Below are 14,558 nucleotides of genomic sequence, written 5' to 3' on the forward strand. Positions count from 1 at the left end.
CCGATATGGTGGAGCCAGTAGTAATGCTCTTGCAATAAAAATCCTGGAACGTTTGGTTTCTTATTATTATGTTGGTGATTGGAATAATGATGATCCCATGGCCAGTGTTATTGCGCATGATATTCCTGACAGGATTGCCAACGTCTCATCTACTGCTTTTGTAGGTAAATTTTTTGGCATCCAGGCTAATGATATCCCTGGTTCACAGATTAAGGATATGATTAAATTAAAATTAATGAATCCTGAAGAACCGGTGTATATCAGCATGTCTTATGGAAAGGCTGATATATTCGGGAAATTTCATGGCCGCCATGCTTTACGAATAGATAAGGTAATTCCTAAAGGATCAGGAAATTATGATATTGTATTAATAAATCCACATGATAATACTAAAAGAGAAACCTATAGCTTAGATGACATCGAGAAACGCAACTGTAGATTCTGCCTTTTCAATACCAATCCCCATAGAGCTGGTTTAACAAGAAAACTTCTAGAGCTTCCTGAAAATCTTGGAAAATATGTCTTTGCTAGCCCTAGTTTGCAAGAGATGCTTATGTTTTTGGAGGAAAAAAATCTTTTAATTGATAATAAGACTATTCCTTCCTGCATCATTTTGTATCAGGAAATACCTTATTTTGAAAAGCTCTTTAAGCTTTGTGCAGGTGAAAAAGCGACAGCAGCTAATTGTCTAAAAAATGCCAATGGCTCTAAGAAAGACTTTTTGAAACTGCTTTTAGCTAATGTTTCGCGGATGGACTTGCTTGAAATGGTTCTTAGGGAAGAAGCATCTCAAGAATTATTAGGTGAGGTTTTGGCGGAGTTAGCTTCAAAAAACCTAGGGCAGGAAAACAACGCCGGGATCAATTTTGGCAGTAAGGCTTTTTTTGAATTCGTTGTAAGTTCTGCGATAACACAAAAGAAGACGCAACTGGGTGGCTCCTTTGAAAATGCGAAAAAAATGATTGAAGATGGGCTTATCCACTTTTATTTTGTTGGAGGCATAAATAATTTAACTCGAAACTCCGGATTAAGAGCTTTATTTACAGCTGGAGTGTTTACTGGACAATCGATAGAGACCTTGTTTACTCCCAAAATTCTTTTAGCCAAAGCAGTTGCCAAATATCTTGCTGCTTATGATTCTTCGCCGGAAGTAGAAAGATACATTCAAGGCAAAGATACATCTCAAGTGGATGAAGGATTTCTAAATGCGCTTCTTGCCAGTACTAACTTTAAAAATTCAGATGAAGTGTTTAGAAGTTTGCATAGGCTAAGTCAACTTAATCCTGTAATGGCTAAGGCTTTATTTGTCTTAGCTTCACAGAAAATTCATAGTTTATTTGGCCAATCTTTTGAAGAATATGCCCAAACAGTTGATTTCAGAGCATCCAGTGAATTTAAATCTTGGTTTGAATCTTTATATAAACCCAAACAAACTGTAAAAATTCCTATAATTGATAATATCATGACAGAATCCCTTGAGCAGGCTAGGAAGGCAGTTTTAGATAGTATTCAACAAATCAACTCTATTAAAATTGATTTTAGTCATTTAACCCTGGCTGAGTACGTTGACGTTCATACCAACTCATTAAAAAAGCAACTTGAAAAAATAAGTAACTCTCTCGAATTGCAACAAGCGGCAAATCTGTTGGGATTTATGAATGGACAACATCCCGAAGTTCACAAAGCCCTGCAAAATCAATGGTGTCAGATTGATCTTGCCGCAACACTGCAGCTTGATCTCATCAAGGAACATGAAAGGGGAATCGACGAATATATCAGACAAATAAAAGAATTTCCCATAGTGTTTTACAATAAAAGTACAAGAGAGGCTATTAAAAGACAAGAAATTCGCTTGAGTCAGAGAGTGTTTGAAATTATTCAGAATAAAGATTTTTTTGGCCAACAATTAATTGAAAATCCCAAAATAAAAAATGCCTATCATGACAAAATCAAAGAGATTAATGATCGGTCAGAAGGAGTCCAAAAGGAGATGACAGAGAGGTCAAGAGAATTAATAAGAACAGTTGCGGAACAAATTAATCAATTCTTTGTTAATTTCAGTGATAAGAATTCTTCCTTTTCCCTAATAGAATTTCAGAGAGAGAATTTATTGCGACAATTGGATAAGCTGGTTAAAGAAAACCAGGAGCTGGTGAAAGCTCAATTTTTTTTAGGCCTTCCTGAAATTCCTGAAGCAATTAAAAAAGCACTTCAAACTAAAAAACAAGAAATTAATGAGGTTGCTCAGCAGTTAATTATTGAAATAAACCAGAAAAAAGCTGCTATTAAAATACAAGATGGGAATGCTAAGATAATTGCAGAAGGTATTGAGAAAATCAATTCTTTTAAGTTTAATTTTGATAATTTGAGAACGGTTGTGCTAGTTCAACTTCATGCAGATGAGTTAAAGAAAGAACTTGCAAAAATTAGCGATTCTTCTGAACTGCTACAAGCTGAAAAGGAATTAGGTTTCACTAAAGAACGGCATCCCGAGGTACAGAACGCTTTACAAAATCAATTGCAGATGATTGATATTGTCGCAAAACAACAACTTGAATTTATCCAGGACTATGAAAGAGAAATAGAAGACTGCGCCGAAAAAATAAAAGAATTGCCAGTAAGATTTTATGATACCAGCACTATAGAAGCGATTGAAGAGCAACGTATTAACTTGAATCAGCAAGTAAAGAAAATTACTGACCTTGAAGATTTTTGGGGCCAACAACTAATTATAATTCCAAAAATAAAGAAAGCTTCTGAAGACAAAATTGATCAAATTAATACTCATGCCCAGAAGCTACAAATGACAATTGTTGAGAGAGCAAGAGAAACGATAGATTTAATTAAAAAACAAATTGACTCATTTCACATTGGTTTTGGTGATCAGAGTTCCTATTCGGCAATAGAATTACAGAAAAACAATTTATTACGACAACTGGACGAATTAGTTAAAGAGAATCAGGAATTATTGAAAGTTCAATCTATTTTACACCTGCCGGAGATTCCTGAAGAAATTGTAAAAGCGCTTGAAGCCAGAAAGCAAAAAGTAAATGAGCTTGCGGGACAATTAATTATTGCGATAAATAAGAGAAATGCTGCTGCAATAAGCAATGAAAAAGAAATAGAAAAATATGTCAGAAGAATAGAAGAATTTCCCATAAAATTTGATGATACAAGCACCATAGAAATCATTGAAAAACAACGTATTCATTTGAATGAGCAATTGAAAGCAATTACTGAGTTAGATGATCTTCTAGGTCAACCATTAATTACAAACCAAAAAATAAGGAAGGTTTTTCAAGAGAAGATCCAGAAGATTAATATTGAAGCGGAAACTCTACAAAAAAACATCATAGAAAGAGCAAGAAAAGTGATGAGTGAGGTGAGTGAGCAAATCCAAAAATTTCCTGTAACATTTGATGGGTGTAATACTCCCAAAGCAGTTGAAGCGCAAAAACAACTTTTAATAGTTCAAGTTCAACACTTAATAGATAACAAACCTGATTTAGAGGAAGCCCAAAAGCAATTTGGATATTTCAATAACAATCATCTTGTTATCGAAAAGGCATTAACAGATAAAATTAGTGAAATTCGGATTAATGCTGATGAAATAATAAATAAGATACAGGCTAAAGAAGAATCCAGAAAGATAATTGAAGAGATTGAATTCATAAAGCATTTAGAAATTATAGAGAGTATGTTTGGTAAGTTAGTGAAAAAGGCCAAAGACAATAAAGATTACAGGAATGCAGCTCAAGCAGCAGCAGTTCTTTATCATGATTTAGTAAGTGCAAAAGATGCTTTCTTGGATTCTCAATTGCCTACAAAAATAAGATGTGAAGCATTTCATGCTTCTTGTTCTAAAGCGATTAACAAGGCGTTACCAGTTTTAGAAAAGCATCGAGGCTGGAAACAAGTTCTTGCTGATATTGCTGGTGCCCTGCTTAGTATAATGACTTTCGGGGGCGCTAATTTACTGGCGGGACGATGGAGATTATTTCCAACTCAAACTGAATCTGAAAAAACTGTTAAAGAGTTCTCAGAAACGCTACAAACTCTCCAAGTCAAATCTTGATAAATTTGATTTTGATATTTTTTTACCTAGAAAAAGCAGTAGGTTTTAACTGTTTTTTCTAGGTTAAACTCGTAGCCAGGACTAGGCGAAGTTACATTTCAGGAAAGAATTGGGAATTTATAGGAGCTCCATACCACTGCGCTAATTAGGTTGCGATGCTTTGTAAGTTAATTACATTAATGCTTTTCCATCAACGCTTCAACCGCTTGAGGATTCGCTAATGTCGTCAAATCTCCCAGCTCATCAACATGAGAAACTTCCTTACAAGCGATTTTTCTTAGTATCCGCCTCATAATTTTACCTGAGCGGGTTTTAGGAAGATCGTTTACAAACTGAATGACGTCCGGTTTCGCGATAGCACTTATTTCCTCTTTGACTCGTTCTATCAATTCTGTTTTTAGATTATTGTCCGGCTTATTCCCATGTTTCAAAATGACATAGGCGAATATTCCTTGCCCTTTCAAATCGTGAGGAATGCCGACGACACCAGCTTCTGCCACTTTAGGGTGACTCACTAAAGCGGATTCAATTTCTGCAGTCCCAAGTCTGTGGCCTGAGACATTGAGTACATCATCAATACGGCCGGTAATCCAGTAATCTCCCTCTTCATCCCGCTTGGCTCCATCGCCAGTAATGTAATAACCGTCGGATAAATAAGTAGCGCGGTAACGTTTATGATCTCCCGCGATTGTTCTGGCTATAGAAGGCCAGGGATATTTGATGGCTAATAATCCTTCACCAGCACCATCAATTTCATGGCCTTGGTCATTTAACAGGATTGGCACTATGCCTGGAATAGGTTTACAAGCTGCACCAGGCTTCATTCTTCCCTCATTTAGTCTGGGACTTATCATAATGGCGCCAGTTTCTGTCTGCCACCAGGTATCGACTACAGGGCATCGGCCTTGTCCAACTTTTTGATGATACCAATTCCAAGCCTCAGGATTTATGGTTCGCCCACTGAACCCAATAGGCGAAGCGAGCTCTTGAGCTTGAGTCAAGCCATTGATCTCCAGCTTTCATTAAGGAACGAATGGCTGTTGGGGCTGTATAAAACACATTGACTTGGTGTTTGTCAATAATACGCCAGTTTCTTGCGGCATCTGGCCAAGTAGGTATCCCCTCAAACATTAATGTTGTAATGCCGTTACAGAGAGGTCCATATACTACATAGCTATGGCCTGTAATCCAACCGACATCGGCAGTACACCAAAATACCTCGTCTTCTTGGCAATCAAATATTAATTGATGCGTATAAGCTGTTTGTACTAAATATCCTCCTGTAGTATGTACCACTCCTTTAGGTTGTCCTGTACTTCCAGAGGTATAAAGAATAAAGAGCGGGTCTTCTGCATCCATAGGTTCTGGTGTACATTGTTCAGGTACGGTTTGTTTTAATTCATGCCACCAATGGTCTTTGCTTTTATCTAAAACGACAGGAGTGTTATCATTTTTAATAATCAGTCTGGTAATATTGAGATCTTTGCTCGCTTCATCAGCTTGTTTTTTTAATAGGATTTTCTTGCCACCCCGTTGAAATGCATCAGCAGTGATTAGGCATTTGCAAGAAGAAGCAATCAATCGCTGTTGTAATGCGTGTGCTGAAAAACCAGCGAATATAACAGTATGTATAGCTCCTATACGAGCGCAAGCAAGCATGGCAATCGCAGCTTCAGGAATCATGGGCAGATAAATGCCTACAGTATCTCCTCTGCGAATGTTTAAGCGTTTTAGTACATTACTCATTTTGCATACTTCAGAATGCAATTGAGAAAAAGTTAGGGATTTACTTTGGTTGTCATCATCCCCTTCCCAGATAATGGCAGTTTGATTGGCTTTATGAGGTAAATGTCTGTCCAGACAATTGGTACTGACATTCAATAACCCACCTTGAAACCATTTAACATCTCCTTTTTGTAAACCTCCTCCAAGAGTAGTATTCCAAGGACATATCCAATCAATGGTCTGTTTGGCAATTTCAGACCAGAATTCTATTAAAGAATCTTCTGTTTGGGTAAAATGGGGGTGAGCAAGATGAACATGGGGCATTTTATACCTCGCCTGTCTTGGCAATTTGCTTAATAATTGCAGAAAAATCTATATCGCCAAGACCTTGATCTACAAATTGCTGATAGATTTCGGTGGTCTTAGCCCCCAGTGGAGTTTCAATATGTACGGATTTTGCGGAATTTTGACTTAATAATAAGTCTTTCAACATCATTTTTGCTGCAAATCCCGGTTTGTAATCATTATTGGCAGGAACGTTTTCAAGGATTCCCGGAATAGGTACATATTTGCTCATGGCCCAGCACTGTCCTGAAGAATTGTTTACTACTTCGAATAGTTTTTCAGAGGATAATCCCAATTCTTTTGCTAATACGAAAGCTTCCGATATGGCGATCATGGAGGTGCCCAGGATCATATTATTGCAAATTTTGGCAGCTTGTCCGCTACCTGCCCCTCCCGTATAAATGATTTTCTGTCCCATGGCAGAGAGGATGGGTCGTGCTGCATTATAGGCCTCCATTTCTCCCCCTACCATGAAAGTTAAAGTCGCTGCTGAAGCACCTGCCACCCCACCCGAGACAGGAGCGTCAACCATTAAAAGATGATTTTCTTTAGCAATTTGGTGAGCCTCTCGTGCGCTTTTTACATCGATTGTCGAGCAATCAATGTACAATGCACCAGGCTTAATCTGTTAAATAATCCATCTACTCCAAGACATACGTGTAATACTTGTTGTCCTGTTTGTAGCATAGTGATGATTACTTCTTTTTCTTTTGCCAATTCTTGCAAATTATGTGCTTTTTCTCCACCAGACTCGGCAAAATGCTCGAGAGCTGATTGCTGCAAATCATAACCTGTTACGCTATGACCTGCCTTTAGAAGATTGAGGGCCATGGGCAAACCCATATGTCCCAATCCAACAAATCCAATCTTGGCCATATATTCCTCCGTAATTATCTGGGTTAATTATGGGTAGGCATAGCAAAGGCACTGTCTTTTAATTCAGTTACGGGCCATTTGCTGGTCACTGTTTTGCGTCGGGTATAGAAATGCACACTCTCTTCACCGTGCATATTAGTGTCTCCGAAGACAGAACGTTTCCAACCTCCAAACGGGTGATTAGCAATAGGAACAGGAATTGGAATATTAATGCCTACCAGACCAACTTGAACATGTTGACTATATTCACGGGCTGTAAATCCATCCCGAGTGAAAATAGCCGTGCCATTTCCATATTGATGTTTGTTGACTAAAGCCAAAGCCTCTTCAAAATGATTAACCCGAACTATAACCAGTACAGGACCGAAAATTTCGTTTTGATAAACTGACATTTCTTCTGTGACTTCGTCAAACAAACATGGTCCTAGGTAGAAACCTTGAGAATGTTGTGGGTGCTTAAAAGATCTGCCATCAATGATTAAACGAGCACCTTCATTCACTCCTTTTTCAATAGCGGCCAAAACTCGTTGGCGATGGGCTTGACTGATCAGTGGGCCCATGTCTGTACCTGCAACATCCCCGGCATCTATGCGAATAGCACGAATTAAAGGTGCCATTTTGTTTACTAACGCATCCGCAGTATGTTGTCCTACTGCTACAACTACTGACAAGGCCATGCAACGCTCTCCTGCCGAACCATAGGCTGCTCCTACTATAGCATTGGCAGCTTGGTCTAAATCAGCATCAGGCATAACAACACAATGATTTTTCGCTCCGCCAAAAGTGTGGGCTCTCTTGCCATAAGCGGTTGCCGTTGTATATATGTGTTCTGCGACAGGTGTTGAAGCAACTGCTGTAAATGCTGCAATATCGGGATGGGCAAGTAAATAATCAACTGTAGCTTTGTTGCCTTGAACACAATTCACAACACCAGGAGGTAAACCCGCATCGCTTAGTAATTCCAGCAAGCGAATGGGCGCAGAAGGATCTTGTTCAGAAGGCTTAAGGATAAACGTATTCCCGCAAGCAATAGCTGGTATCATCATCCAAATAGGAACCATGACGGGGAAATTAAAGGGGGAGACGCCGGCACACACACCCAAGGGTTGTCGAAACGTGTGGCAATCAATATGGGTCGCTACCTCAGCAGAAAAATCTCCTTTAAGTTCATTAACAAGGCCACAGTGTAATTCTACTACTTCGATACCTCTAGCCACTGATCCTTTCGCATCATCTAAAGTTTTACCGTGTTCACGAGTAATTATTCGGGCTAATTCCAATTGATTTTTTTCTAATAATTCCCTAAAACGGAATAAAATTCTCGCTCTTTTTATTGCCGGAGTTTGCGCCCATCCCACACTGGCTTCTTTGGCGTTAGCTACTGCTTTATCGCAAGTTGCTTTTGATGCAAAATGAACCTGGCCAATAATTTCTCCTAAGGCTGGGTTATAAATGGATTGAGATTCGGTGTTGGTTTCATTAATGAGTTGGCCCCCAATGTAGTGAGGTACATTATATCCCATCTTTTAACTCCTTTTATTTATTATTAGGGCAGCTAGATAGATAATCTTAGAAAAAGTTAGAACCTATTCCAAGCATTTAACTCGAGCTAATGATTATCGTCATTTAAGATTATTCATTGAATGTTTTAAGAGTAACCTGATATTGCCTATCTGATTGATTTCCTTGCGAGCTTAAAGTTTCAATCACTTCAAAATGGACGGGGTCACCTGCTTTTTTTAAGGCATTCTGGATGGCATCATCAATTCCAGATTCAGAAAAACCTGTAAAATCTTCTATACTTTTCATGGCTATCCTTTTACTATTCCTCCAAAAAATCTAGTTTAGCATGAAGTAATGCTATTAAGGTAATTAACTTCCTGATATCTTAGATAAATAAATAATTTAATTATTGATTTAATTCATTGTTTCATTAAATTATTTATACAATAATGAGAAATTTAAAGCAGTAAGGGAATTAAGCTATGGGAAAAGGTAAAGTTTTACGTGTTTTGGAAAATACAGTATTATCTTCTGGAGTTATTAATACTTTAGAAAGACTTCTTCCTGGTTGTAAATTAGAATATTTTGAAGCAAAGCCCAATTATCAAAAAAGCATTGCTCGCCGAATCGAAAGTCTCCATGATGCCTTTTTGTTTATTTTAAAAGCTTATCCATTAGATCCCGAACACACTTCTCTAACTGTTGAAACTTTGAGTGCTTATGCTGAAGAATGTAAGGCAGCGTGTAATTTAAAAAAATCTACTTTAGATGATTTGCATGTTGAACTTGAAAAATATACTGCTAAATTAGTAGAGGTTATTTCAATTGCCTGGAAATGGCCCAAGGGCAGAGCAGTTAAAGAAGCCATAGCCTCTCTTAATGAAGCTGAACAATACGTATTAATGAGTAAAGGTCGGCATGATATAGCTACTTTAATGCCTATCGAACTTGAGAGCGGGACTGCGTATGTTTTGCAACAAGATCAATCGTTGTCACCTGTTTATGGGCAATGGTTAGAGGAATTAAAGCAATTAAAAATAAGTAATTATCCTAAAACACCGATCTGGTTTCGAAATTTGCCGGAGTATCAACAGGCTTACTATTGTAATTTACGTTTAACTCCCATTGATACAAAAAGGTTAGGGCAAGATTTAAATCAATTTTTAATGAAGTGGGGGGAAATTACAAAACAAGCACTTAATTTGAATGCTGATTTAAACCACATTCATAAAGATTTAACACCTTATCCTTCTTGGTTTAACGATTTGAGCTTAGCTCAGCAGACTATGATTCGCGCTTTGCCAGGCTGTTCTGCATATGAAATTGAATCTAATTTAAAAAAATTTAAACTATTTATGTCTGAACAAGCCAAAAACGAGCAATACACCTCTACGTTACCATTAGTGACAAAAATTGCCCAATGGTATTGGGTGTTGCCTGAAAGGCAGCAATATTTCTTACAATATGTTCTTGAGAATGCAGAAACCATAGAAGAGGCTGTATCTTTTCTGTCAAGCCGACATCGAACTTTGCCCGCTCCAGCAAATTATGGTGCTCATAGCTTATATTTGATAGATGGTGAGGGTAATGAAAAGTTATTTTACGGCAAGCGATATCGATCAAGTCATATTGCAAGTCGTGATGTATTAAAATTTCCAAAGGCTGTCCAACAGCGTCATGTTGATTCAAATCTGATTAAAGTTATGGAAAATGCCAAATTGGGACAACAGAAGTTACTACAAACATTAATTAGCCCCATCCATGCAGTAGATTATATTCCAACAGTAGTAACAGATTATTTGCCGGAATTACCCCCTGATTTGGAGCTCTATAAAATCGCTCGAGAGGCTGTTGCGCGAAGTGAACATAGGCAGGATATTTTTCAACATAACCATCCTTTTAATGTGGCAAAGCGGTTTTATTATACTGCGGCTAATGATTCGGATAGCGAATATTTATTAAATGTTGCAGAAAGTTATGTATCTAGTATCCCAGAATTGCAGTTATTAATAGATGAGTATAAAGCAGTTCTTAATTCACCGTTGGGTTCGGCCACTTTTTGGGACTATGACGGAAGGGAGTTATTTTTAAGTTCTTTGGAAGAATTGATTATTTTAACTTTGTCTGGCTATAGTTATGGTTCCTGTGTTAGCGGTAAAGATAGAAAGGCGGTGGAGCTATTGCATACGGATGCGATGATTTTATATAAGGAAAAATATGGAGTCTGGCCTAAATTTGGTACCCCTAAAGAAGAAAAAGAGCGGATTAATTTTATTAACATTGTTGTAGATCTTTACGTCTCAAGACATCAACATGAGCTTGCAGGACAAAATGCTCCGGGTTCTGAAGGAATTAAAACTCCAGACTGGTATTGGCCACAAGACGTCGCAGCAGCAATTAACGAGCGATTGGGTACAGAAAAGGCATTATCTTATGATGATAGATTGGCAACTGATAATGAAATAAAAAATATCCACAAAGATTTAGCCTATTATTTTTTACCAGAAAATGTATTGCATTGTATCTTAATCGCAAAACAGCTCGGTGAAAAACTATGCACTAAGCTTTATGACATATTAAGTGCGCTAGTAAATGAAGAAAGCCGTTTTCAAAAACCAACAAAGAGCTCTTGGAAACCACGTTGGTTTCCCGATAAGGAGGACGGACCAACTGGGATAAGAAATATCCGGGAAGTAATGCAAGATGAAAACTCTGGAAATGATAATGTGCTTCGTATGGGAAAGATATTTTTTTCTGTTCTGAAGAGGCCAGAAAGCGATTCAACCAGAACTTCAGCCACGAATTCAGTCTATGATCGCATCAGGAGCTTGTTACAACCTTTAAAAAATTCAGAGACGTTAGAAAAATTAGCTAACGAGGCTATTTCAGAATGGCGGACTCTATTTGAGAACTCAAAAATAGAAAACGAGAGCTTAAAAAGAGAAAATACTTTTGGCTATAATAGTGTTTAGCCAGGATTGGCTCACAGGTAATGGGCCAATAAATTCAGGTAAGAGGCATAATTTAGAGCAGTTAAAGTAAATGCTCTAAACCATAAACTAGGGTATTTAACTCTAATACTTTTTGGCAAGCCAATACTATACCGGGCATAAAACAGTGGCGATCAATGCTGTTGTGGATAATAGACAATGTTTCACCTACGCTGCCAAACATAATTTCTTGTCGTGCCAGTAAGCCAGGTAGGCGTAGGGAGTGTATATTAATATCATGATGAGAGCCTCCACGAGCGCCAGGAATTAACTCTTTTATAGGGAGTTTGTTTTTTGGGTTTTTTCTCGCGGCAGCAATCATTTCTGCAGTTTTTAACGCAGTTCCAGATGGAGCATCTAGTTTTTGTTGGTGGTGTCCTTCAATAATTTCTACTTCTGAAAAATATTCAGAAGCCCTAACGGCAAAAAGCATCATTAGAACAGCACCAATTGAAAAATTAGGTGCAATAATTCCGCCTATTTGCGTTTCTTCACAACGTTTCGCTAATTCCTTTATTTGTGCTTGCAAAAGACCTGAAGTTCCAATAACAGGTCGAGCACCGTGATTAATAATGGTTAAAGAGTTCTCGTAGACACAGTCGGCACGAGTTAAGTCAACAACAATTTGTGCATTGGTATCACGGATGGTTTGACCAAGATTGTCTTGTTTTGTTAGTTTTGCAACTAATTCAAATTGTTTGTGATTATCTAACGTTTCGCAAGCAAGTGATCCCATTTTACCATTGGCGCCATTAACTATGACACGTGCTAACATGTGTACTCCCAATTAGTGATCTTGAATTTATAGAAGATAAATTATTGTTTACTTTGGTGTGTTGGAGCCACAGGATTTACCGTGCGCCATGCCCAATAGGAAGCAAAAGGCCATCCAATTACTGTAGCTTGCATAATTAAGGCGACAACAGCTCCACCAGGATTGTCTTTAATCAATAATACTACCCATGGCATGGATATAGCGAGAATTGATAATAAGATTTTTTTTATTTTCATATTGCTTCACCATTAGTCGATATTTAATTATAAGTTTAACATATTTATTTTGTCCATCGGCTGCAATTCAGTGAAAGTTTGGCATAAAAAAGAAAGAGGACTTGCAAATGCTCAATAAACATTGTACATTGTGCGCTCATTTCTCGAGTAATTAATAGCGCAATTACACTAGCTAATTTCAAGATATGACTATCAAATACTCAGGGTCGACTGACTTTTTCAAATTAGATAATTTTGATGATTTTCATACTTATTTATTAAACATAATAAGGGCACCAGAATGAGAAAACAGGAGCTGCACCCACGCACCGCTGTCATCAATAAGGCTCAAAAAAATAAATCAAAACGAGCGCGCTCTGAAGCTTTATTATGGCTTGCGGCAAATTTCCCTGAAGCATTTGATAATTCATTGCGTATCCGGCCATTAAAGATTGGCATTATGTCAGATATATTGCTTCATGCTGATAAAGCTGCGCAAATTGGAATTTCCAAGAGCAAATTAAGAGAAGCGGTTGTGCTTTTTACTCGTCGTCTTGATTACCTGGCATGCTTGAAGGCACGTGAAATACGAATCGATCTGCAAGGAAATCCTGTGTCGGAAGTTACGACAGAAGAAGCAGAGCATGCTGCAACCAAAATTAAAAAGCGAGTAGAAAAAAGCGTTAAGAATGCTCGTAAATTAGTAATGGGGAAAATGCTTGGTCATCCCAATGCTCAACAAGCTATTACTTCAACAGCAAAATCGACGAATGCAGCTGAATTCCATAACGAACCTTTTTTACCTATCTACCCCCTAAGAAGTTCTGCTTATACGTCACAAAATGAGCCGACTCAGACAGCTAAGTCTCCTGTAATTATAAAACATAAAGTATCTAGACAATATGACCCTGATGCGGTAGCTCGTTTGAAAGAAAAACTTGGCTTGTCTAGAAAATCAGAAGAGAAAAAAGAGACGGCAGAATAAATGCGAATTGGGATATTATTTTTAGGTCTTCTTTTTAATTATCAATCATGGGCGGCGCCAAAATTTCTCACATCTCTACCCGCTTTTTATGGGACATATGGGACCAATGGCACTGACTTATGTAATACAGCGAAGCATACTTTAGAGTATTTAAATAAAGGCAAAAATTACGATCCTCAAGTTATCCATGATGGAAAAGTAATTAAGATTTCTTTAGGGAGAGTTAAGAAAACATTAAAATTTATTTGTCAGAATAAAGATAAACTAAATGATCCAGTTTTTGTTAAACAGCATTTTAATTTTATTCGTTGGTATCCTGATTTAGAGAAGGCAAGGCAATTATCTTCCAATAAACCATTACTACTAAATATACCGGAAAATAAGGTTTTAATGACGAAATATTTTGTTCATTTGGCGAATGCGAGTTCAAAGCCTACTTCTACAAGACCTTATGCCTTATATGCTCTCCCAGATGACGAACGGAATTTGACTTTAGAACAAGCAAATTTGAAACCAGGATTAATCCGTTTTAAATATGGTAAGCAATCTATTTTATCTGGCGCACTTAAAGAGAAACCTGTTACTAAATTAGCCTATTTGAGTCGTGAGGATTTGGAAGCAGCACTCCTACAAGGCACGATCGTGGCCGATTTGGGGTCTTCTATTGGTAAAAAAATATTTAATGTTCATCGTAATAATAATATCGCTTATGACCGTACTAAAAATCCATACCAACAAGAGCGTTTTTGGTACTTTAAAGAAGTAGATGGAATAAAAGGATATGGCAAGGATGCTGAGTATAAGATTACAGTCGAGCCCACTGTAACCTTTGCTGCTGACTTAACTGAGTTTGGCTTAGGAAAACTGCTAATGATTCAGTATCAAAATAAATCAGGAAATAAAATTACCAAAATGGGTATTTTGGCTGATACGGGAGGCGCTTTTAATAATAATTTATATCAAATTGACTATTTAGCTGGTAGTTTTCCTGGAAAAGATGCGTTATACCGAGCCACTCGAAATTTGCCTGATTATGTCGAAGCTTATTTTATGATTTTAAAGGAATGAC

8 protein-coding genes and 2 pseudogenes are annotated in these 14,558 nt (G+C 37.6%); 4 read left to right on the forward strand and 6 right to left on the reverse strand.

The window, feature by feature from the left end:
• Positions 1-4,075, forward strand: a 4,075-nt coding sequence (locus OK13_RS14520) for a coiled-coil domain-containing protein (protein ID WP_052117519.1), incomplete at its 5' end; no start/stop codon positions are given.
• Positions 4,076-4,251: 176 nt separating this feature from the next.
• On the opposite strand, the pseudogene acs reads toward OK13_RS14520, so the two are convergent.
• The 4 genes and pseudogenes from acs to OK13_RS14365 all read right to left on the reverse strand — a co-directional run bounded on the left by acs (position 4,252) and on the right by OK13_RS14365 (position 8,830).
• Positions 4,252-6,124, reverse strand: a pseudogene (acs, locus tag OK13_RS02020) (acetate--CoA ligase).
• 1 nt (position 6,125) lies between these two features.
• Positions 6,126-7,021: pseudogene (mmsB, locus tag OK13_RS02025) on the reverse strand (3-hydroxyisobutyrate dehydrogenase).
• A gap of 23 nt (positions 7,022-7,044) precedes the next feature.
• The gene (locus OK13_RS02030; protein WP_035887166.1) at positions 7,045-8,544 is read right to left on the reverse strand and encodes a CoA-acylating methylmalonate-semialdehyde dehydrogenase; all 1,500 of its coding nucleotides are present in this window, start codon (positions 8,542-8,544) and stop codon (positions 7,045-7,047) included.
• Positions 8,545-8,653: 109 nt separating this feature from the next.
• On the reverse strand, positions 8,654-8,830 hold the full coding sequence (locus tag OK13_RS14365) for a dodecin domain-containing protein (protein WP_152571537.1): 177 nt from the start codon (positions 8,828-8,830) through the stop codon (positions 8,654-8,656).
• A gap of 176 nt (positions 8,831-9,006) precedes the next feature.
• Here OK13_RS14365 and OK13_RS02035 point away from each other — a divergent pair, with 176 nt between their 5' ends.
• Complete coding sequence (locus OK13_RS02035; protein ID WP_052117520.1) at positions 9,007-11,496, forward strand: hypothetical protein; 2,490 nt, start codon at positions 9,007-9,009, stop codon at positions 11,494-11,496.
• Between the two features lie 61 nt (positions 11,497-11,557).
• Here OK13_RS02035 and dapB read toward each other — a convergent pair whose 3' ends face one another.
• Complete coding sequence (gene dapB / locus OK13_RS02040; RefSeq protein ID WP_035887168.1) at positions 11,558-12,289, reverse strand: 4-hydroxy-tetrahydrodipicolinate reductase; 732 nt, start codon at positions 12,287-12,289, stop codon at positions 11,558-11,560.
• A gap of 41 nt (positions 12,290-12,330) precedes the next feature.
• Positions 12,331-12,525 carry a hypothetical protein gene (locus tag OK13_RS02045; protein ID WP_035887171.1) on the reverse strand — a complete coding sequence of 65 codons (195 nt, stop codon included), beginning with the start codon at positions 12,523-12,525 and terminating at the stop codon, positions 12,331-12,333.
• 280 nt (positions 12,526-12,805) lie between these two features.
• On the opposite strand from OK13_RS02045, the gene OK13_RS02050 reads away from it, so the two are divergent.
• Together OK13_RS02050 and OK13_RS02055 are read left to right on the forward strand one after the other, a co-directional pair.
• On the forward strand, positions 12,806-13,489 hold the full coding sequence (locus OK13_RS02050) for a ProQ/FinO family protein (protein WP_035887172.1): 684 nt from the start codon (positions 12,806-12,808) through the stop codon (positions 13,487-13,489).
• Positions 13,490-14,557 (forward strand): hypothetical protein, encoded by a 1,068-nt coding sequence (locus tag OK13_RS02055; protein WP_035887174.1) that lies wholly within the window; start codon positions 13,490-13,492, stop codon positions 14,555-14,557.
• Position 14,558 lies beyond the last annotated feature (1 nt).

The organism is Legionella norrlandica, from assembly GCF_000770585.1.
Classification (GTDB): domain Bacteria; phylum Pseudomonadota; class Gammaproteobacteria; order Legionellales; family Legionellaceae; genus Legionella; species Legionella norrlandica.

Bases quoted from the DNA above. Each gene is read 5' to 3' on its own strand.
- OK13_RS02035 (WP_052117520.1), top strand. From the start codon at position 9,007: ATGGGAAAAGGTAAAGTTTTACGTGTTTTGGAAAATACAGTATTATCT.
- OK13_RS02050 (WP_035887172.1), top strand. From the start codon at position 12,806: ATGAGAAAACAGGAGCTGCACCCACGCACCGCTGTCATCAATAAGGCT.
- dapB (WP_035887168.1), bottom strand. From the start codon at position 12,289: ATGTTAGCACGTGTCATAGTTAATGGCGCCAATGGTAAAATGGGATCA.
- OK13_RS02045 (WP_035887171.1), bottom strand. From the start codon at position 12,525: ATGAAAATAAAAAAAATCTTATTATCAATTCTCGCTATATCCATGCCA.
- OK13_RS02030 (WP_035887166.1), bottom strand. From the start codon at position 8,544: ATGGGATATAATGTACCTCACTACATTGGGGGCCAACTCATTAATGAA.
- OK13_RS14365 (WP_152571537.1), bottom strand. From the start codon at position 8,830: ATGAAAAGTATAGAAGATTTTACAGGTTTTTCTGAATCTGGAATTGAT.
- OK13_RS02055 (WP_035887174.1), top strand. From the start codon at position 13,490: ATGCGAATTGGGATATTATTTTTAGGTCTTCTTTTTAATTATCAATCA.